Here is a 22,992-nt window from a genome sequence, read left to right on the forward strand (position 1 = left end):
GCTCCACGCTTCCTCCCCACATTCGGTCGCCCTCGTGCAGTTGCGCTTCGCTTCGTTCGCTGTGATCAACTTACGGCGGGACTTGCACCCGCAAGAGTGCGCTCATGCTGAGCGCACATGAAAAAGGCCGGACCCTGCGGTCCGGCCTTTCACTCAAACGCAGTGATCAGCGGAACGAGTAGCTGAGGCTGGCATAGAAGGTGCGCCCGCGCGGGTCGGTGTAGGTCGGGTCATAGGTGGCCAGGAAGTACTGGTCCTGGTTCGAGAACGGCGGCTGGGTGTCCAGCAGGTTCTGGATGCCCACGCGCACGCGCATCGACTTGTCCACCTTCCACGAGCCGCTAACGTCAAACAACGAGTAGGCCTTGACGGTACGCGGATCGGCCGGCTTGTTCGTCACCGGGTTGAAGATGGTGCTCTGATCGGCATAGCTGGAGTAGTAGGTGTTGCCCAGCGTCACGCCGAACGGGCCCATGTCCCAGTCGATGCTGGCGCGGTGACGCCAGCGCTGGATGACCTGGTCGTTCAGGAAGCGTCCGACGTTGTTCTCGAAGGGCTCGCCCACGCCGAACTGGCGCTTGTACTCGAGCACATAGGTGCCGCTGAAGTTCAGGCCGAAGCGGCCGAAGGCCGTGTTGGTGCCGCGCCAGCTGGCTTCCAGGTCGAGGCCGGAGGTCTTGAGTTCGCCCTGGTTCTCCTTGCGCAGATCGATGTTGGTGATGAGCTCGCCAAACTCGTCGCGTGTGATCAGCTTGCCGTACTTGGTCTGGTTGTTGATGATGGTCTGAATGCCGATGTCGCTGATCACATCGGTCTTGCGGATGTTCCAGTAGTCGAGGCTTACCGTGGTTGATTTGATCGGCTCGAACACCACGCCGAACGACGCCTGCTTGGACTTCTCGGGCTTGAGGTTCGGGTTGCTGTAGCGGGTGACCGGCGGCTGGCCGGAGCAATCGACCGGCGACAAGCCCGTTTTCACGCAGACCGGATCGGTCGGTGAGGCCGAGGCCGAGCCGTAGCTGATCGGGCGATAGAGCTCGCTGATCGTCGGTGCGCGGAAGCCCGTGCCGGCCGAGCCACGCAGCAGCAGTTGCTTGCTGGGCTGGAAGCGCACGCCCAGCTTGGGGTTTGTGGTGCTGCCGACGCCGCCGTAGTCGTCGTAACGCAGGGCGACCTGGACTTCCAGCTGCTTGGTGAAGGGCGCGTTCAACTCGCCGTAGACGCTGCCGATGTTGCGGCTGTTGCTGGTCGCCACCACGCGGTCGCGCTTGGGGTCGCCACCGAAGTTGCCGAGCGAGTCGCCCGAGGTGCCGCGGTCGCCTGCGATCAGGTTGGTGTTGAGCAGGGCCGAGGGCGTGAACGATGTGGTCTCGCGCCGGACCTCCGCACCGACTGCCGCGCCCAAGGGACCGCCGGGCAGCTCGGTGAGCGTGCTGCTGGCCTTGAAGTCGAAGGTGGTGGTCACGCCCTTGGCCTTGCGGGCGTCGTCCTGCACGCGGATGCTGTCCCACAGGGTGCGGCCTGCGGCTGACGAGGGGCCGAACGGGTTGATGGTGCCGTTGAGCACACCGGCCACCATCTTGTCGTAGAGGAAGTAGCCATCGACGTAGGAGTCGTTGGTCTTGTTGACGGCACGGTTGACAGCGGTCGTGTAGTCCCAATCCGCAAACAGGCCGCTCACTCCAAGGACCAGGCGCTCGGCGTCGCTGGTGACGGTGTTGCTGCGATTGCCGGCCTCATCCGCACGCAGACGCAAGGTCATCAGCTGGGTGTCAGGCAGCGGCAGCTTGTTGCTCAGGTTGGCGTTGATGACCCTGACTGGCACGTCGAACAGCTGCACGGGCACCGGGCTGTTGACATACTTGGTCGTGGCGCGGGCCTTCAGCAGCTCTGCGAACAGCTCGGTGTCGGCATTGAGCTTGAGCACGCCGCGGCTCAGGAAGGACAGCTTCTCGCTCTCGGGATAGATCTCGGTGTCCTGGAGGTAGTCGAAGCTGCAGGCCTGGGGCAGGTTCAAGGGCGCGAACACGGTGCCGGGTGGGTTGCAGGTCGGCGCGGCCGGGTTGAAGGTGCGCTCGACCACGTCCTGGCCGTTGACCTTGTAGCCACCGGCCTTGAGCGCGGCGAGCTGAGCGCGACGCGAGCTGCTGCTGCCCTGAAGACGCAGATTGGCCGGGAAGGTGCGCGAGGACAGATACAGCGGCAGGTTCTGGGCCAGCGGGCGTTCCTTGATGAAGTCGCGGTCTTGCGAGTTCAGCGCACCGAGCTTCTGCACATCCAGCACGCCAAACAGATTGAAGCCGTCCTTCCGCACATCGCCAACGCCACCGCCGACCGATGCGGTGGTCTTCTCGGCGCCACCCTCCTGGGTGCGGGCTGCGTAGAGGTTGACGTCCGCGCCGCGGTAGTCCTTGCGGGTGATGAAGTTGATCACGCCGCCGATGGCGTCGGTGCCGTAGATCGCCGAAGCGCCATCCTTGAGGATCTCGACGCGCTCGATCGCACCGGCCGGAATGTTGTTCAGGTCCACACCTGAGCTGTCGCCCGGCGAGGCGAAGTTCGCCATGCGGCGGCCGTTCAGCAGGATGAGTGTGGAAGAGACACCGATGCCGCGCAGGTTGGCGCCGTTGAAGCCGCGCTGGCCGCCCTGGTTGTCAGTGATGCTGGCGCCGTCGGTCAGGCCGGCAGTGTTGCCGCTGATGTTCTTCATCAGTTCGGCAGCGGTGGTCACGCCGGACTTCGCGATGTCTTCGCGCTTGAGCGTCTGCACCGGCAGTGCGGTCTCGCCGTCGATGCGCTTGATGCTGGAGCCGGTGACCTCGACGCGCTCGAGCTTGGCTTCTTGCGCCAGCGCGGCGCCGCTGGCAAGTGCGGCCAACAGGGCGGCCTGGCTGATCTGGCTGAGTGTGTGCAATGTGAGCGCAGCGGTACGGCGGCTCGGCTGACGGGGCTTGGACATCTTGTGAAGCCTTTGGCGATAAGGGGTGGAGGAGGGTGGATGAGGGGCGGGTATCGAACCGGAGGCCACTCTAGGTTTCAGCGCTTTGACTTGCCTATGGGGTTTCGGCGCGGTGGTCGCTTGCACGCAAGTGCGCGTCGCTTGCAGGCAAGCAGCGGCAGCAGCGCGCCTGAACGGTTTGCTTGAATGCGACATGCGCTTGCATGGCGCGGCCCGATCGGCCTGCGCCTGGGTCCATCCCGCTGGCGGCCGCCTGCCTCGGCTGACAAGATGGCGGCCATTGCCTAACCTCTCGCCGCCCATGTCACGCTCACTCCTGCCTCTTTCCCTCACGCCCCGGCTGCTGGCCCTTGTCCTGAGCCTGGCGGCTGCCGGTGCTGGTGCACAGACCGCCATTCCCATTGGCGGCGCGCTGAAGTTCGACAACGATGCGGTGTGGAAGCGCATCGTCGATGAAGCCGGCGGCCCCGGAGTGCGCTTTGCGGTGTTCGCTACCGCCGCGGGCAACCCGCAGCGCAGCGCCGGCCAGATCATCGAGGCCTTGAGCCGTCAGGGTGCGGTGGCCGAGCACATCCCGGTGGCGCCGCGTCTGAAAGACGTGGACCTGGCCAAGAACCTCAACGACCCGGCGCTGATCGAGCGTGTACGCACGGCGCGCGCGGTGTTCTTCTCGGGCGGCGCGCAGGAACTGATCGTCGACACGCTGCAACCCGGCGGCCAGCCCACCGAGATGCTGAAGGCCATCTGGGAGGTCTATCGCAAAGGCGGTGTGGTGGCCGGCACCAGCGCGGGTGCCGCCATCATGAGCACGGTGATGTTCCGCGATGCACAGGACTCGATGCAGGTGCTCAAGGGCCGGCTGCGCGAGGGCAAGGAGATTGATCGCGGCATCGGCTTCGTCGGCCCCGATCTCTTCATCGACCAGCACTTCCTCAAGCGCGGTCGCTTCGGACGCATGCTGCCGCTGATGCAGGCCAAAGGCTACAAGCTGGGCTTGGGCGTCGAGGAGAACAGCGCCGCCGTTATCAAGGGCGACTCGGTCGAAGTGATCGGCGCCAAGGGCGCGCTGTTGGTGGACCTGGGCGCATCCAGCCATGACGCCAAGCTGCCGGCCTTCAATGTGCGAGGCGCGCAGCTGACCTATCTGGACCGCGGCGATAAGCACGACCTGAAGACCGGTCAGACCACGCCAGCGCCGCAAAAGGCGCGCGACCTGCGCATCAACCCGCATGCGGCCGACTTCAGACCCTACTTCAAGAACAAGCCTTTCTATCCGGACATGCTGGGCGACACCACCATCGTCAACGCGATGGGCCAGTTGCTGGACAGCCCACATGCCGAAGTCACCGGCCTGGCCTTCACCGGCCAAGCGGTGGAGGGCGATGACAAGCCGGATCTGGGCTTCGAGTTCCGCCTGCACAAGCTGCCCGCCACGATGGGCTGGTTCACCGGCGGCTTCGGCGGCGAGGACTACACCGTGGTCCGCATGGGCCTGGACGTCACGCCGGTGCGCATGCAGCGCCCGCTGTACGAACGTCTGTCGGCTGACAAGCGCTGATCGACAGCCGCCTCCACACAAAAGTACGGAGACTGATCCATGTTGCACGGCTATGGCGCCAGCCTGCTGGAGGGCGCCCTGATGACGCTCGTCCTGTCGCTGGCTTCGGTGGCGGTGGCGATGAGCCTGGGCTTGCTGGGTGCGCTCGCCAAGCTCTCGCGCAGCCGCCTCTTGCGCGGCCTGGCGCAGACCTACACCACGCTGATCCGCGCGGTGCCGGATCTGGTGCTGATGCTGCTGGTCTTCTTCGGCGGCCAGGCGCTGATCAATGAAATGGCGCTGCGGCTCGGCCACGAGGAATACATCGACATCAACCCCTTTGTGGCTGGTGTCGCCACCATCGGCTTCATCTTTGGCGCCTACCTGACCGAAACCTTCCGCGGCGCCTTCCTCGCCGTGCCGCCCGGACAGCGTGAGGCCGCCCTGGCCTTCGGCATGGGGCGCTGGCCCGTGTTCGCGCGCATCGTCGCGCCGCAGATGCTGCGCCACGCCTTGCCGGCCCTGGCCAACAACTGGCTGGTGCTGGTCAAGAGCACCGCCATCGTCTCGGTGATCGGCCTCACCGACTTGATGCACCGGGCCGGTCTGGCGGCGGGCGCCACGCGCGAGCCCTTTGTCTTCTACGGCGCCGCCGCGCTGATGTACCTGCTGTTCACCAGCGTGTCGGAGTGGGGCTTCGCGCGTCTGCAGCAGCACCTGGCCATTGGCAGCAGAAAGGGGCAGCTGTGAATTGGGAACTTGTCATTGAGAGCCTGCCTCAGTTCTTCAAGGGCGCGCTGGTCACGGCTGAGCTGTTGCTGCTGGCGCTGCTCATCGGCCTGCTTGCGGCGGTGCCGCTGGCGGTGCTGCGCGTGCTGCCGTCGCCGTGGTGCAGCCGGCCGGTCTGGGCCTTCACCTATGCGATCCGCGGCACACCGCTGCTGGTGCAGCTGTTCCTGCTGTACTACGGCCTGGCGCAGTTCGAGGCGGTGCGTGCCAGCTTTGCCTGGGCGTGGCTGAGCTCGGCCTGGTTCTGCGCGGTGGCGGCCTTTGCGATCAACACCTGCGCCTACACCACCGAGATCCTGGCTGGCGCGATGCGTGCCCTGCCGGCTGGCGAGATCGAGGCCGCCCGTGCGATGGGCATGAGCCGCCTGGTGATGCTGCGCCGCATCGTGCTGCCGGGCGCCTTGCGCCGTGCTTTGCCGGCCTATGGCAATGAGATCGTGATGATGCTGCACGGCACCTCGCTGGCCAGCATCGTGACGCTGATGGACCTGACCGGCGCGGCCCGCTACGTCAACTCCACCCACTACCAGCCGATGGAGGCTTTTGCTACCGCGGCGGTCTTCTATCTTGTGATCACCCTGGCCCTGGTGGCCCTGCTGCGCGCCGCCGAAGCGCGCTGGCTGCAACCGATGATGGCGCGCTGAATGCAAGTCAAACACCACCCGCTGGCGCAAGGCACGCCCGGCACCCGCCGCGAGATCCAGAGCCTGCACTACGGCCCGGTCGGCGGCCGCAAGGCCTTGCTGCAGGCGGCGCTGCACGCCGATGAAGTGCCCGGCATGCTGGTGGCCCAGCACCTGCGCGAGGCGCTGGCGCGGCTGGAGCAGCAGGGCCGCCTGTGCGGCGAGATCGTGCTGCTGCCGGCCTGCAACCCCATCGGCCTGTCGCAATGGCAGCTGCTGGCGCATCAAGGCCGCTTTGATGCCAACAGCGGCGAGAACTTCAACCGCCACTATGCCGAGCTCAGCGGCGCCGCCGCGCAGCGCGCAGCCCCGCTGATGGGGCCGGATGCGCAGGCCAATGTGGCCCTGCTGCGCCGCTGCCTGCGCGAGTGCCTGGCCGAGCAGGCGCCACAGACCGAGCTGGAGAGCCTGCGTCAATGCCTGCTCGATCTGGCGCTGGACGCAGATGTGGTGCTGGACCTGCACTGCGACTGCGAGTCGGTGCTGCACCTCTACAGCGCTACGCCGCTGCGCGCTGACGCCGAACGCCTGGCCCGCCATCTCGACGCCGAGCTTTGCCTGCTGGCTGAAGAGTCGGGCGACCACCCCTTTGATGAAGCCTGCTCGCAGGTCTGGTGGCGGTTGGCACGCCACTTCGATGGCCGTCATCCGGTCCCGCAGGCCTGTTTTGCCGCGACGGTGGAGCTGCGCGGCTATACGGATGTCAGCCATGCGCTGGCCGCACGGGATGCGCAGGGGCTGCTGGCCTTTCTGGCCGAGCAGGGCTTCATCACTCAGGAGGCGGCTGAGCCTGCGCCGCTGCGCCGTGCGGCTCGTCCGCTGCAGGGCTCGATGCCGCTGCATGCGCCGCATGCGGGGCTTGTGGTGTTTGCGCGCCAGCCCGGCGATGAGGTGCGCGCCGGCGACTTGATCGTCGAGGTGATCGATCCGATCAGTGGCCAGAAGACGGCCTTGCTGAGCCCGGTCGACGGTTTGCTGTACGCCCGGGAGCAACGTCGCTACGCCAATGCCGGCCTGCGACTGGCCAAGGTCGCCGGTGAGCAGGCCTTGCGCAGCGGCAAGCTGCTGAGCGCCTGAATCTTCAGCTGCACCCGCGCCAGCGCCCCCACTTCAGAACAAGAGAGATCCGATGGAAAGCCTGATCGTTGAAAACCTGCACAAGCGCTTTGGTGAGCGCGAGGTGCTGCGCGGTGTGTCCTTGGCCGCCAAACCGGGCGATGTGATCACGCTGATCGGCTCCTCTGGCTCCGGCAAGAGCACCTTCTTGCGTTGCCTGAACCTGCTTGAGCAGCCCAATGAAGGGTCCCTCAGGCTGGGAGCCGAGAGCCTGAAGCTGGAGCGCGACCGCGACGGCAGCCTGCGCGCCAGCTCCAGCCGACAACTGCAGCAGTGGCGGGCGCGCCTGGCGATGGTGTTCCAGAACTTCAACCTCTGGGCCCATCGCACCGTGCTGGAGAACGTCATCGAGACGCCGGTGCATGTGCTGGGCGTGCCCAAGGCCGAGGCGATCGAGAAGGCCGAAGCCCTGCTGGCCCGAGTGGGCGTGGCGCATCGCAAGAGCGTCTACCCGGCCCAGCTCAGCGGCGGCGAGCAGCAGCGCGTGGCGATTGCCCGCGCGCTGGCGGTCGAGCCGGAGGTGATGCTGTTCGACGAACCCACCTCGGCGCTGGACCCCGAGCTGGTGGGCGAGGTGCTGAAGGTGATGCGCGATCTGGCGGCCGAGGGCCGCACCATGATCGTGGTGACGCATGAGATGGGTTTCGCCCGCGAGGTGTCCAGCCACACGATGTTCCTGCACCAGGGGCGCGTCGAGGAGCAGGGCGATCCGCGCGAGGTGCTGACTCGGCCGCAGAGCGAGCGGTTGAAGGCGTTTCTTTCAAGCGGGCTAAAGTGAGGCTGTGAACCTGATCGACCCGCCCGTTCTTCGCTGTGCCGTCCTGCTGCTGCCGGGCTGCTCGCTGCTGGCCACGTCGGGGGTGATCGAGTCGCTGCAGCTGGCCAATAGCCTGCAGGACGACGCTGAGTATCTGGCCTCGCCAGTGTCGGTGTATGGCGGCCTGCTGGCCTGCAGCGAGGGCGTGCAGTTGCACACCGAGCCCTTCGACGAGCAGCTCGACTGGCATGCCGTCTTCGTCATCGCTGGCCAGCGCGCCACGCCGCCGCCGGCAGGGCTGCTGGCCGCTTTGCGAACGCTGGGCCAGGGCGCTTGCGTGCTGGCTGGCATCGATGGCGGGTCCTCCGTGCTGGCCGCGGCCGGCCTGCTTGATGGTGAACGGGCCAGCATCTGCTGGCCGCTGGCCGAAGCGATGGGCGATGCCTGGCCGGCCGTGCTGTGGAGTACGCGGGTGTGGGAGATCGGCGGCGCCCAGGTGCCGCGCCTGAGTTGCGGCGGCGGCACGGCGGTGCTGGATCTGATGCCCGCCTGGCTGGCGCGCCGTCATGGCGAACGCCTGGCGCAAGACCTGACCCTGGCGCTGGGCCAGGAACGCGCCCGGGCCCGCGATGAACGCCAGCGCCAGCCGCTGGCCGAGCGCATGGGCGCGGCCAGCCCCAAGCTGGCCGAGGCACTGAGCCTGATGGAAGCCAATCTGGCCGAACCCCTGCCCACCGAGGAAGTGGCACGCCTGGTCGGTGTGTCGCGGCGCCAGCTGGAGCGGCTGTTCAAGCAGCACCTGGACGCGCTTCCATCGCGTTACTACCTGGAGCTGCGGCTGAGCCGGGCGCGCCGCTTGCTGCAGCAGGGCAGTCAGTCCATCCTGCAGATCGGCCTGAGCTGCGGCTTCTCGTCCGGGCCGCATTTCTCCAATGCCTACAAGGCGGCCTTCGGCCATACGCCCCGCGATGAGCGCAGCCAGCGCGCCGCGGCCTGGCGCCGGCCTGAGGGTGAATCCTGATGATGAAGAGGACCGAGATGAATCCGCTTGACCTGCTGCTGCGCCCGGTGGCGCCCGGCGATCTGCCGGCACTGGAGCGCATCGCCGCCGCCAGCGCGCATGGCATCAGCTCGCTGCCCGAGGACAAGGCGCAGCTGCGCCTGCGCATCGAACGCTCGCTGGACGCCTTTGCCAGCCCCGACGATGCAAGCGGCGAAGAGACCTATCTCTTTGTGCTGGAAGACCGGGGCACAGGCCAGGTGGTGGGCACCAGCGGCATTGCCGCCAGCGCCGGCTTCCACGACCGCTTCTACAGCTACCGCAATGAATTCGTCGTGCATGCCTCGGCGGCCTTGGGTGTCAGCCAGCGCATGCACACCCTGCATCTGTGCCACGACCTGACCGGCTACACGCTGCTGACCTCCTTCTACATCGACCCGGCCTATGAGCACACGCTTGCACCGCAGCTGCTGTCGCGCGCACGCCTGCTGTTCATCCAGGAGTTCATCGAGCGCTTCAGCGAGCGCATCGCTGCCGAGAGCCCGGGCCTGTGCGACGAGCAGGGTGCGAGCCCGTTCTGGGATGCTGTGGGGCGGCGCTTCTTCAATATGGACTACGCGCAAGCTGAGCGGGTGGTGGGCGGGCGCAGCAAGGCAGTGATTGCCGACCTGATGCCGCATTCGCCGGTCTATGTGCCACTGCTGCCGGCCGACGCACAGTGGGCCATCGGCCAGCTGCATCCGGTGGCTGAGCTGCCGTTCGCCATCCTGCAGGACGAAGGTTTCAATGCCGACAGCTATGTGGACATCTTCGACGGCGGCCCCACGGTGGAGAGCAGCCTGCCGATGCTGCGCAGCGTGCGCCACTCGCGCCGCCTGACCCTGCATGCCGGTGCCTTGAACCTCGGCCTGGCCAGCTGGCATATCGCCTGCAGCCTGGAGCGCGAAGGCTTCATGGCCGTGCTGGCTGAATTGCCGGTGGCGGCGCAAGAACTGGCCCCCGGCCATGAGCTTGCGCAGCGCCTGGGCCTGGTGGACGGCCAGCGCCTGCGTGTCACGCCGCTGGACCCGATGCCGCGTGAAGGAGAGGGCGCATGAGCCGCATGACGCTTGAGACGGTGCTGTACACCGAGGCCTTGCCGGCTGACCTGCTGGCGCGCCTGCAGGGCTGGGCCGATGCCTTGGGCTGGCAGCCCGACTGGACATTGCAGGCCGGCGAATGCTGGCTGCTGCTGCATGACAGCGCCGCCGGCGCACCGCTGGCCGGCCTGCGCCTGCGCGCCCGCCTGGGCCTGCAACTGCCACGTTACAGCTATCACGTGGGTTGCGCGGTGCATGCCGCGCCCGAGCTGGGCCTGTTCCAGAGCCAGGCCACGCTGCTGCTGGGTAACGACCATACTGGCCAGAGCGAGCTGGCGGACTTCTGTGCCGCGCCCGGCGTCGACAGCGCCGGGCTCTGGCCGCCGTTGATCACGGCTGCGCTGGCGGAGATCGCGCGCCGCCCGCAAGACTTCGGCCGCCGCCTGATCGCCGAGCTGGCTGGATCGCGCGATGCGGCCGGCCGCTCAGCGTTCTGGCAGGGGCTCGGGCAGGTCTTCTATCCCGGCGACCCGCGGGAGGCACAGCAGCGCTGGGGCCTGGCCTGGTGCAGCCATCTGGCCACACTGCTGCCGCGGCAGACGCTGTACCTGTCCTTCCTCGATACCGCGGCGCAGGCCGCACTGGCGCAGGTGGATCAGCGCCTGCAGCCCCTGCAGGCCGCGTTGCAGCGGGCCGGCTTTGCCCACGCCGACCATGTGCGCATCGACGATGGCGGGCCGGTGCTGGAGCGAGTGCTGGCGTGAGGCGGTGACGCGTGCTGGCGCCCGTCAGCGGTCGCCGTCCGCCCGGCGGGCGAGGTTCAGGGAGCGTGTCTCATAGCCCAGCTCCTGGTAGAGCCTGAGCGCGGCCTCGTTGAAGGCCCAGACCGTTAGGCGCACCTCGTGCCCACCGAGCTCGGCCACGAAGGCATGCGCCTGGCGCATCAACTCCTTGCCGATGCCGCGGCCCCGCATCGCCTCGGTGACCGACACCGAGCCGACGCGGCCGAAGCGCATCGGTTGAAGCAGCGAGTGCGCTTCGTTGACCAGCACTACAGTGACGAAGCCGACGAGCTGGCCGTCAAGCTCGGCAACAAAGATCCTGGCGTCATCGCGACCCAGGCAGGCGGCCCAGTGTTCTTCGTCCCGGTCTGGCGCGCCGGCGGCGGCAAACACCTGCGGATGGGCGGCATGGTGGATCGCATTGACCTGCTCGCCGAGTGCGCACAGGGCAGGCAAGTCGGAGGTGACAGCACTTCGATAGCTCAGCATGGGCTGATTCTGCTGCACAGCTGCGTGTCGGCTTGCGCGCCAGGGGCCCTGAGCATTGCCGCCGTTTTCCGGCGCTGTTCCATCCATCGGAGCAGCTTCAGGCGCGCTCCAATGCAGTTTTGTTCGAGCCAAGATTGGGTTCAGCATGGGCAAGTTCAGTCCCGTCGTGCAGGCACCGCGTTACATGCAGGAGTTCAAGTGCGTCGGTTCATCCTGCGTGGAGAACTGCTGCACCGGTTGGCGGGTGGCGATCGACAAGCCGACCTATCAGCAGTACCAGACCGTCAAGGTCGAGCCCTTGGCCAGCATGCTCAAGCAGCATGTGAAGAAGAGCCGGGATTCGGCGTCTGGCGGCTATGCGGCCATCGAGTTGAAACCGACCCAGGCCTGCCCCTTTCTGGACGAGGCGCGTCTGTGCCAGATCCACGCCGGACTGGGCGCGCAAGCCCTGTCGGTGACCTGCAACGAGTACCCCCGCGTCTACACCGAGGACGGCGATGCACAGGGCTTGGTGGCCAGTCTCAGCTGCCCGGAAGCGGCGCGGCTGGCGCTGAGCAGCGCTGACGCGCTGGACCCGGTGGACCTGACGCTGGGCTTTGCCAACCGCAGCCTGGTGCCGGTCCGCCGACGTCGGACCAAGGCCGACCCGGCTGAGGTTGATCTGGTGCGCAAGCATGCGCAACTGATCGGCGGCGCGCTGGAAGCCGTGGTCCGCCAGCCGAATCTTGGCGCGGCCCAGGCTCTGGTCTATGGCGGCGTGCTGCTGCGCCTGGTCGCCAAGCTGGCCGAGCGGCCGCTGCCCGAAGCTGAAGCGGGGCTGGAGCAAGCCTTTGGCCAGTACCTGAACCCGCAGGCGCTGGCCCGTGCGCCGCAACTTGTGAGCGGACTGGCTGTTCCCAAGGAGGTGCAGCTGGATCTGCTGATGGGCGCCACCCGGCGCTATGTCGCCGAGCATGGCGGCCGGCCGTCGTTCAAGGCCTTGGTCGATGACCTGCGCGAGGGCCTGCAACTGGGCGCCGACAGCGACCCGGCGCTGAGCCTGCAGCGCTATGTCGAGGCCGAGCAGCAGGTGTTCGCGCCTTTCGATGCGGCCCACCCCCATGTGTTGAAGAACTATCTGCTCAATGCCTTGATGAGCTCGCTGCTGCCGCGCACCGGGCGGGCCGAGCTGGAAGCCGACTTCATGGCCCTGGCGGTGCGCTTCGCACTGATCAAGTTCTTCCTGATCGGCCTGGCGGCGCGCGCTGATCGGCCTTTCGGCGTTGAGGACTGCATCCGCGTGGTCTATGTGATTGCGCGCAATATCGAGCACAACCGCGCCTTTATGCCCAATGTGCTGGACACGCTGCGCGAGCGTGATGCACTGCGCCTGGAAGTGCTGGCGACTCTGGTGCTCTGAAGGCAGCCAGCGGCGTCTCAGGCGAGCATCTTCTTGATCAGCTCTGGCGTGGTCGCGGCGCCGTATTTCTTCATCAGCCGTGCCCGGTAGACATCCACCGTGCGCGGGCTGATGCCCAGGTGCTTGCCGATCAGCTTGCTGGTCAGGCCTTCGATCAGCAGTGCCGCGATCTCGCGTTCGCGTGGCGTCAGATCGGCGGTGAGCTGGCGACGTGCCGACAGGTCCTCGAAGCTCCAGATGCCCTTGGCATGCGGGTCGGCCGGGTCCAGCGTGCGGCCCGAGACATGGCACCAGAACAGCTGGCCGGCGGCCGGGCCGGCCACACGGCGCATCACGCGGTCATCGGCGTACCAGCCCTGCTCGTCCAGGCTAGCGCTGATGCGCTCGCCGGTGCGTTCGAACTCGGCCGGGCTGGGGTATAGCAGGGCGAAGCTCTGGCCGATCAGCTGCTCGCGCCGGGCGCCGAAGATGGCCAGCGCCTGGCGGTTGCAGTCGAGGATGCGGCGCTGCTCTGACAGCACCAGGCCGATGGGCGCCATCTCGAAGGCGGTGCGGTAGTCCAGGTTCACGCGAGCAGGGCGTAGGTGGTGGTGGCCTGCACGGCCAGCTTGCCGTCCGGGCTGCTGATGTCGATGCTGCCGAAGGCCAGGCTCTTGCCGCGTCGCAAGACCTTGGCGCGCACCAGCACCTGATCGCTGCTGACGGGCCGCAGGAAACTGGTCTGCAGCTGCACCGTTGTCATGGGTTTGAACTCGCCCAGCTCGGCCGTCAGCGCCAGCACCATCGCGGTGTCAGCCGCGGCCATCGCGGCCTGGCCGCACATCACGCCGCCGACATGCACATAGTCGGGCTTGACCGGCATGCTGAGCAGCACCTCGCCCGGCAGCACCTCGATCACGCGCAATTCCATCGCGATGATCCAGGGCGCAAAGATTTCCGGAATCTTGGCCTGCAGGGCGGCCGGTGACATCAGGGCTTGGGTCATGGTGGGGCTCAGGACAGGTAGACGATGCGCAGCGAGCTGTCGACCAGGGACAGGGGCAGAAAGCCGATGGCCTCGACATGACGCTGCAGGTGGCTCTTCACCGCTTCGGCGCTGGCCAGCTCGGTGGGCGGGCGGCGCCGGCCGCCGAACTGCTGGGCCGCCCAGGCGGCGCGGAACTGTGCGGCATCGCGCTTCAGCACGGCCGCCATGAATTGGTTGCGTTCCTGCCCGCCGGCCATCACCGGCTCTGGTGCTGAGCCATCGGCCAGGCGGCTGCGCTGGCCCAGGAACAACTCGGTCAGCGCACTGCGAGAAACCTGCCGCAGCGTGCTGCGGTTGGATACCACCACGGCCAGCGGCGGCGCTGTGAGCGAGGCCACGATCTGATCGACGCGGCCGCTGGCCTGCAACTGTTCCAGCGCCGCCACGAGTTGTCGGGCTTCGACGCGGCCGCGTGGCGACAGGGTGCAGCGGTAGGGCCGGCTGCCAACCGGCAGGCGCCAGGAGGCGATCTTGTCGCCGCCATCCTCGGCGGCGAACCATCCCAGCGACTGCCGGTTGCTGATGCCATAGGGATGCCGGTTCAGCACCAGCTTGCGCAGCATGCGCTCGTCGTCCAGCGCATCGTCGCGCTTGAGCTTGCCGCTGCTGAACATCGTCTCCAGCGTTGTATAGGCTTGGCCTTGCAGCGTGCCTACCACGGTGCCGGCAGGTAGCTGCTCCAGGCTGTCGGCGGTGCTGGCGCTTTCATGTCCGGCCAGCATCTCCTGCACATCGAACAGCGCCGGGCCGAGTGGCAGCGCCTCTTGGCGCGGGGTGCTCAGTGGGCTGAGGTTGCAGGCCATGTCCGCCTCACCGCTGGACAGCGCGGCCTCGACGCGCAGGCGCGGCAGCACGAGGAACTCGACCGTGGTCTTGAGCTGCGTCGCGACCGCGCGGGCGATGTCCACATCGATGCCGCCGACCGGCTGGTTGTCCCGCCACAGCACAAAGGGCGGCGCCAGTGAGCGCGACACCGCGACCCGCAGCGCGCCACCAGTCTCGCCAGCAGCCATCGCAGGGCTGATCGGCAGCAGCAGCGCCAAGCCCAGCACTGCAGCGACTGGGAAGCGCGGGAGGAGGTATTTCTTCATCGCCATGCCTCCGGTCAGAAGACGAAGTCCAGGCTCAGCGTCAGCAGGCTGGCGCGTCCGTTCCATTCGGGCGTGCCGGCCAGCAGCACGATCTCGCCGTTGCGCGGTGTGCTGCTGTCCTGGCTGGCCTTCCAGCGCTCGATCTGCAGCTTCAGCGCAGCCTGATCATGCAGGTCCCAGCGCAGGCCAGCGAGGAGAATGTGGCGACCGAAGGGTCGCTGCAGCGACCGGTCCAGCTGCGCCAGGCCAGCGGCGACCGACGTGGGCGTCCCCGGCACGGCCTGCAAGCCCAGGGTCGGCTCGTCAAAGCGCGATGCACCGATGGCTGCATAGGGTGTGAAAGCCCCCAGGCGGTGGGAGAGCTGGGCATACCAGGCCGTGGTCTTGGGCAGGAAGACGGAGTTGCCGCTGCGGCGCATTGCCTCGGCCATCAGCGTCCAGTCGCCGCGTTCCCAGATCAGCCCCAGGTTCAGCAAGCCGCCCTCCACATTGCGGGTGCTGGCCCGTTGCGGCAGCACGCTGGCGCAGTTGCTGCAGGGGCTGCCCGCCTGACTCAAGGCGGCAAGCTGCGCATCGAGAGCTGCATCCAGCAGATTGAAGCGGAATGCAGCCAGGCCGACGCGCAGCGACAGGCCCTCGCGTTGCCAGCGCAGGGCGCCGGTGCTGGCGCTGCGGGTGTCGACCTTGCCACGGGGCAGCGTGACGCTGGCCTTTCCGCTGCCCAGATCCAGGCTGAGGTTGCCGCCCAGTGCGTCGCGGGTCCAGCTGGCATTGACGCCGTCGATCGGTTCGCTGCCGTTGAGGCCGTAGACCGCCGACATCGGCCGCACCGCGGTATGGGCATACCCGACGCGCGTGGTCTCCGAGTGCAAGTACACCGGCAGCGGCTGGCGCCCCAGGCGCAGCGTCCAGTCGGCTGTGGGCCGCCAGGCGGCATAGGCCCATTCGTTGCGGGGGCGGTAGCGGCTGACGAGGTCGTCTCGCGTCTGTACCTGCCAGACCAGCTCGATCTGCTCATGCGCTTCCCAGCGCACCTGCAGGCCCAGCACCGAGTCGCCATCCCAGCGCCACTCACCATCGCGCGAACTGTTCTTGACGCGCTCACCCGGCCGCACCGCCACCAGGGCTTCGTCGCCGCGGTAGGTGGAGAGGCTGCCGAAGCCGCCGATCTGCAATCCGTCGGCCATCGCTATCGGCGTGGCTGCGAGGCACAGCAGCCCAAGGAAGAAGCCTTGCAACGCTTTCATGCACCGCTCCCTGGGCAAAACCCAATGTGCTTAGGCGATTCTACGTAACGCTTTACGTAGGCCGCAAAGGTACGCTGTCACCTGTCCGATGGACTGACGGAGACACTGATGAACAAGGTATTTGCCAGCGCTGCCGAGGCGCTGAAGGATGTGGTCAAGGACGGCCAGCTGATGGCGGTCGGCGGCTTCGGCCTGTGCGGCATCCCGGAGGCCCTGATCGCCGCGCTGCGCGACAGCGGCGTGAAGGATCTGACCGTCATCTCGAACAACGCCGGCGTCGACGGCTTCGGCCTGGGCCAGTTGCTGGAGACGCGCCAGATCAAGAAGATGATCTCCAGCTATGTGGGCGAGAACAAGGAGTTCGAGCGTCAGTACCTGGCCGGCGAGCTCGAGCTGGAATTCACCCCGCAGGGCACGCTGGCTGAGAAGCTGCGCGCCGGCGGCGCCGGCATCCCGGCCTTCTTCACCAAGACCGGCGTGGGCACCATCGTGGCCGAGGGCAAGGAGCTGCGCGAGTTCGACGGTGAGACCTATGTGATGGAACGCGCGCTGCAGCCCGACATCGCGCTGGTCAAGGCTGACGTTGCCGACCGCTCGGGCAATCTGCGCTTCAACCTCACTGCGCGCAACTTCAACCCGGCCGCCGCGATGGCCGGCAAGCTTTGCATCGTCGAGGTCGAGCGCATCGTCGCCACCGGCGAGATCGCGCCGGACGATGTGCACCTGCCGGGCATCTATGTGCACCGCATCGTGCACAACCCGACGCCCGAGAAGCGCATCGAGAAGCGCACCACCCGCGCCCGCAAAGTCTGAGGAGAACAACCATGGCCTGGACCCAAGACCAGATGGCCGCACGCGCGGCCCAGGAGCTGCAGGACGGCTTCTACGTGAACCTCGGCATCGGCATCCCGACGCTGGTAGCCAACTTCGTGCCCGACCATATCGAGGTCTGGCTGCAGAGCGAGAACGGCATGCTGGGCATCGGCCCCTTCCCCTATGAGGACGAGGTGGACGCCGACCTGATCAATGCTGGCAAGCAGACCGTCACCACCATCAAGGGCTCGTCGATCTTCGGCAGCCACGACAGCTTCGCGATGATCCGCGGCGGCAAGATCAATCTCTCGATCTTGGGCGCCATGCAGGTCACGGCCAAGGGCGACCTGGCCAACTGGATGATCCCCGGCAAGATGGTCAAGGGCATGGGCGGCGCCATGGACTTGGTGGCCGGCGTCAAGCGCGTGATCATCCTGATGGAGCACGTGGCCAAGAAGAAGGACGGCACCGAGGACCTGAAGATCCTGGCCGAGTGCACCTTGCCGCTGACCGGGCAGGGCGTGGTCGACCGCATCATCACCGACCTGGGCGTGATGGACGTGACGCCTGAGGGCCTGAAGCTCGTCGAGCTGGCCGACGGCGTGACGCGCGAGTTCATCCAGAGCAAGACGGGCGTGCCCTTGCTCTGACACGCACTCGGACTCGGGTCAAGAAAGGCTGACGGCGACGTCAGCCTTTTTTTCTTACGCACTCGAAAACGCTGATGTGGCGTTCCTGTGTAGTGATTGGCATCAGACGTAACGGCGTGCACGCTTTGGGTGAAACTGACGCAAAGCATGGCTACATTGCGGCCATTGCTGTCCCACAAGCCCTGAGGTCCCGCCGTGAAACACAGCCTTCAAGACAGGCCAGCCGTCGACGTCCTGCTCGACCCTGCTGCCCCACCACCTGAGGCCGGGGGGGGCTTGCGGACCTCATCGGCAGACCAGCCGGCTGAGCACACGGCCGGGCCGCTGGGTGGCGCAGCGCTGCTGGCCTCAGCCTCGGCCGCTTTGCTGGCGGCCTGTGGCGGCGGTGGCGGCGGCGGTGATGCTCCAGCGCCGGCCCCCGCACCTGCACCTGCGCCAGCACCAGCACCAGCACCAGCACCAGCACCATCACCAGCACCAGCGCCAGCGCCAGCGCCAGCGCCGACACCGGCGCCAGCACCGCCGCCTGCGTCAGTCACCGATGCAGAGGCTGCTCGTTTCCTGGCGCAAGCCGGTTTTGCGGCGACCAGCAGCGAGATCACGGCGCTCAAGTCCAAGGGCTTGTCGGCCTGGCTTGACGAACAGTTCGCGATGCCTCGCACCCAGTCGCATTACGACTGGATGGTGGCCAAGGGCTATGCGGTCGAGGCCAATCGCGATGGCTTCAACGGCACGGACAACACGCTGTGGCGCAAGCTGATCGGTGCGCCCGATGTGCTGCGGCAGCGGGTCACTTTGGCGTTGTCCGAAATCTTCGTGGTCTCGATGGCCGGGCTGCCGGTCAACTGGCGCGGATTTCTGACCGCGTCCTATGTGGACTGGCTGGAGCAGCATGCCTTCGGCAGCTATCGCCAGCTGCTCGAAGCGGTCTCGCTGTCGCCCGCGATGGGCGTGTACCTGAACATGCGTGGCAATCGCAAGGAAGAGCCCAGCACTGGTCGCGTCCCTGATGAGAACTATGCGCGCGAGGTGATGCAGCTGTTCACCATCGGCCTGGTGGAGCTGAACCTGGACGGCACACCCAAGCTGGGTGCCAATGGCAAGCCACAGGACACCTACACCCAGACGCAGATCACCGAGCTGGCACGGGTGCTGACCGGTTGGGAATTCGACAACGCCTTGCCGGATGACCCCGGCTACGCACGCCGGCCGATGGTGCATGTGGCCAGCCGCTTCTCGACTGGCGCCAAGAAGGTGCTGACAGCGGACATTCCGGCCACCGCCGATGGCCCGGCAGCGCTCAAGACTGCGCTGGATACTCTGGCCAACCACCCCAATGTCGGCCCTTTCATCGGCCGTCAGCTGATCCAGCGCCTGGTCTGCTCCAACCCCAGCGCGGCCTATGTGCAGCGTGTCGCCAGCGTGTTCAACAACAACGGCGCCGGCCAGCGCGGCGATCTGAAGGCGGTGGTTCGCGCCATCCTGCTGGACAGCGAGGCGCGCACCGTGTCTACGGCACCCTCGGGCGGCAAGTTGCGCGAGCCGGTGCAACGCTTCCTTCAGTGGGCGCGCAGTGTCGGCCTGAACTCGCCGACCGACAAATGGGATGTGGGCAATCTCTCAGACCCCTCCACCCGTCTGGGACAGAGCCCCTTGCGCGCCCCGTCGGTGTTCAATTTCTTCCGCCCCGGCTATGTGCCGCCGAACTCGGTGCTGGGCAACAACGGCATCACCGCGCCTGAGTTCCAGCTCTGCAACGAGAGCACGGTGGCCGGCTACTTGAACTACATGCAGAGCGTGATCGTCAACGGCGTCGGCGAGCTCAAGCCCAGCTACAGCGCCGAACTGGCGGCGGCCAATGACGTGCCGGCCCTGGTGGCGCGCTGGTCGCTGCTGCTGGCGGGTGATGGTCTGAGCGCCGCGACGCGAAGCACCATTGCCACCGCGGTCACCAGCATTGCCGCCACCAACGACACCGGACGGCTCAACCGCATCTACGCGACGCTGTTGATGATCCTGGCCTGTCCTGAATACCTGATCCAGAAATGAGGCGCACCATGACGAGCAAGCCAAGAATCGGACTGGCCGCGCTGCAGCGCCGTGAGTTCCTGCGCCGCGGTGCCGCCTTGGGCATCGCCGGCACCGCCACACCCTGGGCCTTGAACCTGGCCGCCATCGGTGAAGCCGCGGCGCAGACCGCGCCCAGCGACTACAAGGCCCTGGTCTGCGTCTTCCTCTACGGCGGCAACGACTACGGCAACACCCTGGTGCCTTATGACCAGGCGTCCTACAACAGCTACGCGCAGATCCGCCAGACCATTGCCACGCCGCGTGCTGATCTGGCTGCTACCTTGCTGTCGCCGGCCACCGCGCTGGCCGACGGCCGGCAGATGGCCCTGGCGCCGCAGATGAGCCGGCTCAAAGGTGTGTTCGATGCCGGCCGGCTGGGCGTGCTGCTCAATGTCGGCCCGCTGGTGCAACCCACCACGCTGGCGCAGTACAGGGCGCAGAGCGTGCCGCTGCCGCCCAAGCTGTTCTCGCACAACGACCAGCAGAGTGTCTGGCAGGCCTCCAACCCTGAGGGCGCCACCACCGGCTGGGGCGGGCGCATGGGGGATCTGTTCTTGAACTCCAACGCTACCAGCACCTTCACCTGCATCAATGTCTCGGGCAATGCGGTCTTCATGTCCGGCCAGCAGGCGGTGCAGTACCAGATCTCCACCAGCGGCGCGGTGGCCATCAACGGCGTGACGCGGCCGCTTTTCGGCTCGCAGGCTTGCGCCAATGCGTTGCGCACGCTGATCACCGACAGCCGCAGCCACTGGATGGAGCAGGAGCTGAACCGCGTGGTGAGCCGCTCAGTCAATGCGCAGGCCTCGGTCAGCTCCGCGCTGGCCAGCCTGCCGGCGCTGGCCACGGCCTTTCCGGCCAACAACAGCCTGGCCACCCAGTTGCAGATGGTGGCGCGGCTGATCGGCTCGCGCAGCAGCCTGGGCGCCAAGCGCCAGGTCTTCTTCGTATCTCTCGGCGGTTTCGATCTGCACGACTTCCTGCCACAGCAGCATCCGGGCTTGCTGACCAACGTCAGCGAGGCGATGGGTGCCTTCCACGACGCGCTGGTCGAGCTGGGCGTGATCAACAACGTCACAGCCTTCACCGCCTCGGATTTCGGCCGCACGCTGACCAGCAACGGCGACGGCTCCGACCACGGCTGGGGCAGCCACCATCTGCTGATGGGCGGCGCGCTGAAAGCACGAAGCATCTTCGGCAAGTTGCCCGCGGTGAGCGTCAACGGCCCGGACGATGTGGGGCAGGGCCGGCTCTTGCCCACCACGGCTGTGGACCAGCTGGCCGCGTCGCTGGCCACCTGGATGGGCGTTAGCGCCAGCGATCTGCCGCGGGTGCTGCCGCAAATCAGCAATTACACCCAGCGCGACCTCGGCTTGTTCGCTTGAGGCGCTGCGGCCGTCAACGCGCCAGCAGCCCGTCGAACTGACGCGCGGCCTTGGCGCGCCGGGCCTGCTCCTGGCGGCCGAACTGGTCCTGCTGCAGCGCTTCTTCATTGAGGCGTTCGCGCACAGTCATCGGCCGGGCCTGGCCGGCGGCAAGCGCGGCCTGATCAAGGTTCTGACCCCAGCTGAGGCCGCGCCGCAGCTGGATCGGCGCGGCCAGCTTTGAGGCCGAATCTGCCGCCAGCCAGGGCATCAGGTCGGCCAGCACCAGAGCCACGCGCGGCTTCACCGCGGCATCTCCGATGCGCCCGCGCTGGCCCCAGGTGACGATCAAATCAGCGCTGGGCGAGCCCTCCGGCTGACGCGGCGTGATCGCGTAGTCGCGCAACACACCGTAGCGAAGCTGCATCAGCGCTTCTTCCAGCAGCATCGCGGCATCTTCACGCGGCACGCTCTGGCTGGCAGGCAGCGAGTAGCTGTAGTCGTCGGTGACGCGGTCGAGGCTGAAGAAGCGTGTGATGTCGTCCGGCGTGTAGGCGTTCTGCACCGCTGTTGCGGTCTCGCCGAAGAACAGCACGCGGCCAAGCGCCACCATCTCCTGCGAGAAGAAGGGCAGCTGTTGCTGAAGCTGTTGCGAAGCAGTGCTGGCCGGCACCGCTTCATAGACGCGCAGATTAGAGGGCAGCGAGGCATGCACGCGCGGCGGCAGGAAATCGGCCGCATGCGCCAGCTCGTGATAGAGCAGACGCCCCAGCTCGAAGCGCAGCTCGCTAATGTCGCGGCTGCCGCGCTCCCTCACCGGATAGGCCTTGACCGCATGGCTGTTGTTCAGCACATAGCGCCAGGGCGAGCTGTAGGAGAGGGTCTTGCCGTAGGCGCTGCGCGGATCGGGCGATTCGCTGAGCGTGTCGCGCTGGGCCGGGGTCAGCCACAGAAACGATGCGTCCAGATAGATTGCGCCGGTGGCGCTCCAGTAGAAGGCCGGCCGCACGCGCGAGCCGATCACCACGGCGGTGGTGGCGTTCAGCATACGGCGGAAGTCGCCGTTCGGATCCTGCTCGCGCAGGAAGCGCTCGAACACCTCGCCCATCCAGTCGTTGGACACCAGTACCCGCTGCATCACCTGCTCGACGCTGGGCGCAGCGCCGCCGGTGGACTGCCCCAGCAGCGGCAGGCGTCCCAGGGTGCAGAGATTGTTGGGCGAACCGCCGCTCAGGCCCGGGTGGTAGATGCAGTCGGACAGCGCCGCGGCATGCGGGCTGGTGTCAACATAGGGGTAGACGCGGCTGCTCGGGCTGTCGGCGCCGAACAGCGGGCTGGCGGCAGCATTGGGTGGTGTCTGCACCAGCAGGCGGAACTCATCGCTGAAGCTGCGACCATCGGCCAGCGTCAGTTGGGCGCGCAAGCTCAGCAAGCTGTCGCCGCTGACGCTGGGCGCCTTGAATATCAGCAGACTGTCATCGATCTTGTCCAAGCTCGGCGTCGGGCCGCTGAGCACGCTCCACTGATAGCGCGCGCCGCTGAGCTGAGCTTCGCTGAGGCCGCGCGGCCAGGCGCGCAAGGACAGGCTGCCGCCGCTCCACACCGAAGGCTCGCCGCGCACCGTCATGCCGGCACTGCTGTCCTCTGCCTTGGCGTTGAGGCTCAGTTCGCCGCTGAAGGGGCGGCCATTGGCATCGGAGAAGCTGACCGACAAGCGATAGGCGCCGGCGCTTGGCGGCTCGATGCTCAAGGCCGGCGAGCGGGCCGAGCTCAGCGCCAGGGTGGGGCCGGACAGCTGGGCCCAGCGCGGATTCACCAGGCGGCCGCTGCCGCAGGCCAGCAGGCTGATCTCGCTGGCGCGGCCGGTCAGCGGCTCGCTGTCGAAGGCCAGCCTTGCCACCGAGCCGCTCTCGCAACTCTGGCTCAGTGGTGGCACGCTCGGCGCGGGCGGGGTGGGGGGCACCGGCGCCTCGGCGCCTGAACCTCCGCCGCCGCCGCAGCCGGCCAGCACAGCACTCAGGAGCAAGCCCAGCGCGGCCACGCCTCGCGTCGCGCGGCCGCCAAGGCCACGGGGCTTGGTGCATTCGTGGTCATGTGTCGTGGCGCTTTGGTGGGGGGGCAGCTCTCTCACGCGGGTCTC

20 protein-coding genes are annotated in these 22,992 nt (G+C 67.2%); 13 read left to right on the forward strand and 7 right to left on the reverse strand.

Annotated features, from left to right (window positions below):
* Positions 1 to 166 precede the first annotated feature (166 nt).
* The gene (locus ACIQ67_RS05510) at positions 167 to 2,959 is read right to left on the reverse strand and encodes a TonB-dependent receptor (protein ID WP_397533355.1); all 2,793 of its coding nucleotides are present in this window, start codon (positions 2,957 to 2,959) and stop codon (positions 167 to 169) included.
* Positions 2,960 to 3,260: 301 nt separating this feature from the next.
* On the opposite strand from ACIQ67_RS05510, the gene ACIQ67_RS05515 reads away from it, so the two are divergent.
* From ACIQ67_RS05515 to ACIQ67_RS05550, 8 genes are read left to right on the forward strand one after another with little or no spacing between them, the layout of a single operon-like run.
* The gene (locus tag ACIQ67_RS05515) at positions 3,261 to 4,517 is read left to right on the forward strand and encodes a cyanophycinase (RefSeq protein WP_397533356.1); all 1,257 of its coding nucleotides are present in this window, start codon (positions 3,261 to 3,263) and stop codon (positions 4,515 to 4,517) included.
* 39 nt (positions 4,518 to 4,556) lie between these two features.
* Entirely contained in the window at positions 4,557 to 5,246 is a 690-nt protein-coding gene (locus ACIQ67_RS05520; protein ID WP_397533357.1) for an ABC transporter permease, read from the forward strand.
* Positions 5,243 to 5,929: an ABC transporter permease gene (locus ACIQ67_RS05525; RefSeq protein WP_397533358.1), complete on the forward strand. Its 687-nt coding sequence runs from the start codon at positions 5,243 to 5,245 to the stop codon at positions 5,927 to 5,929. Before ACIQ67_RS05520 ends, ACIQ67_RS05525 begins: the two co-directional genes overlap by 4 nt.
* The gene (locus tag ACIQ67_RS05530) at positions 5,930 to 7,045 is read left to right on the forward strand and encodes a succinylglutamate desuccinylase/aspartoacylase family protein (protein ID WP_397533359.1); all 1,116 of its coding nucleotides are present in this window, start codon (positions 5,930 to 5,932) and stop codon (positions 7,043 to 7,045) included.
* A gap of 52 nt (positions 7,046 to 7,097) precedes the next feature.
* On the forward strand, positions 7,098 to 7,862 hold the full coding sequence (locus tag ACIQ67_RS05535) for an ABC transporter ATP-binding protein (protein WP_397533360.1): 765 nt from the start codon (positions 7,098 to 7,100) through the stop codon (positions 7,860 to 7,862).
* A gap of 4 nt (positions 7,863 to 7,866) precedes the next feature.
* Positions 7,867 to 8,862, forward strand: coding sequence for a GlxA family transcriptional regulator (locus ACIQ67_RS05540; protein WP_397533361.1), 996 nt, complete (start codon positions 7,867 to 7,869; stop codon positions 8,860 to 8,862).
* 17 nt (positions 8,863 to 8,879) lie between these two features.
* On the forward strand, positions 8,880 to 9,938 hold the full coding sequence (locus ACIQ67_RS05545) for an arginine N-succinyltransferase (RefSeq protein WP_397533362.1): 1,059 nt from the start codon (positions 8,880 to 8,882) through the stop codon (positions 9,936 to 9,938).
* A complete protein-coding gene (locus tag ACIQ67_RS05550) occupies positions 9,935 to 10,684 on the forward strand; it encodes an arginine N-succinyltransferase (RefSeq protein WP_397533363.1) in 750 nt (249 codons plus the stop codon). The genes ACIQ67_RS05545 and ACIQ67_RS05550 overlap by 4 nt, the downstream gene beginning before the upstream one ends.
* A 24-nt stretch (positions 10,685 to 10,708) precedes the next feature.
* Here the strand turns inward: ACIQ67_RS05550 and ACIQ67_RS05555 are convergent, their stop codons facing one another.
* Positions 10,709 to 11,191 (reverse strand): GNAT family N-acetyltransferase, encoded by a 483-nt coding sequence (locus tag ACIQ67_RS05555; protein WP_397533364.1) that lies wholly within the window; start codon positions 11,189 to 11,191, stop codon positions 10,709 to 10,711.
* A gap of 145 nt (positions 11,192 to 11,336) precedes the next feature.
* On the opposite strand from ACIQ67_RS05555, the gene fliB reads away from it, so the two are divergent.
* Complete coding sequence (gene fliB / locus ACIQ67_RS05560; protein ID WP_397533365.1) at positions 11,337 to 12,590, forward strand: flagellin lysine-N-methylase; 1,254 nt, start codon at positions 11,337 to 11,339, stop codon at positions 12,588 to 12,590.
* 17 nt (positions 12,591 to 12,607) lie between these two features.
* Here the strand turns inward: fliB and ACIQ67_RS05565 are convergent, their stop codons facing one another.
* From ACIQ67_RS05565 to ACIQ67_RS05580, 4 genes are read right to left on the reverse strand one after another with little or no spacing between them, the layout of a single operon-like run.
* Positions 12,608 to 13,153 carry a LuxR C-terminal-related transcriptional regulator gene (locus ACIQ67_RS05565; protein WP_397533410.1) on the reverse strand — a complete coding sequence of 182 codons (546 nt, stop codon included), beginning with the start codon at positions 13,151 to 13,153 and terminating at the stop codon, positions 12,608 to 12,610.
* Positions 13,154 to 13,155: 2 nt separating this feature from the next.
* The gene (locus ACIQ67_RS05570) at positions 13,156 to 13,575 is read right to left on the reverse strand and encodes a PaaI family thioesterase (protein ID WP_397533366.1); all 420 of its coding nucleotides are present in this window, start codon (positions 13,573 to 13,575) and stop codon (positions 13,156 to 13,158) included.
* Between the two features lie 8 nt (positions 13,576 to 13,583).
* Entirely contained in the window at positions 13,584 to 14,708 is a 1,125-nt protein-coding gene (locus ACIQ67_RS05575; RefSeq protein ID WP_397533367.1) for a substrate-binding periplasmic protein, read from the reverse strand.
* Between the two features lie 14 nt (positions 14,709 to 14,722).
* Positions 14,723 to 15,955 (reverse strand): hypothetical protein, encoded by a 1,233-nt coding sequence (locus tag ACIQ67_RS05580; RefSeq protein WP_397533368.1) that lies wholly within the window; start codon positions 15,953 to 15,955, stop codon positions 14,723 to 14,725.
* A gap of 108 nt (positions 15,956 to 16,063) precedes the next feature.
* Here ACIQ67_RS05580 and ACIQ67_RS05585 point away from each other — a divergent pair, with 108 nt between their 5' ends.
* From ACIQ67_RS05585 to ACIQ67_RS05600, 4 genes are all read left to right on the forward strand, one after another.
* Positions 16,064 to 16,768 (forward strand): CoA transferase subunit A, encoded by a 705-nt coding sequence (locus ACIQ67_RS05585; RefSeq protein WP_397533369.1) that lies wholly within the window; start codon positions 16,064 to 16,066, stop codon positions 16,766 to 16,768.
* A gap of 11 nt (positions 16,769 to 16,779) precedes the next feature.
* Positions 16,780 to 17,418, forward strand: coding sequence for a 3-oxoacid CoA-transferase subunit B (locus tag ACIQ67_RS05590; protein WP_397533370.1), 639 nt, complete (start codon positions 16,780 to 16,782; stop codon positions 17,416 to 17,418).
* A gap of 195 nt (positions 17,419 to 17,613) precedes the next feature.
* Entirely contained in the window at positions 17,614 to 19,467 is a 1,854-nt protein-coding gene (locus ACIQ67_RS05595) for a DUF1800 family protein (RefSeq protein ID WP_397533371.1), read from the forward strand.
* Positions 19,468 to 19,475: 8 nt separating this feature from the next.
* Positions 19,476 to 20,873 carry a DUF1501 domain-containing protein gene (locus ACIQ67_RS05600; protein ID WP_397533372.1) on the forward strand — a complete coding sequence of 466 codons (1,398 nt, stop codon included), beginning with the start codon at positions 19,476 to 19,478 and terminating at the stop codon, positions 20,871 to 20,873.
* A 13-nt stretch (positions 20,874 to 20,886) separates the two neighbouring features.
* Here ACIQ67_RS05600 and ACIQ67_RS05605 read toward each other — a convergent pair whose 3' ends face one another.
* Positions 20,887 to 22,983 (reverse strand): hypothetical protein, encoded by a 2,097-nt coding sequence (locus tag ACIQ67_RS05605; RefSeq protein WP_397533373.1) that lies wholly within the window; start codon positions 22,981 to 22,983, stop codon positions 20,887 to 20,889.
* Positions 22,984 to 22,992: the final 9 nt, after the last annotated feature.

This window comes from Roseateles sp. (assembly GCF_044373315.1).
Classification (GTDB): domain Bacteria; phylum Pseudomonadota; class Gammaproteobacteria; order Burkholderiales; family Burkholderiaceae_C; genus JACDQM01.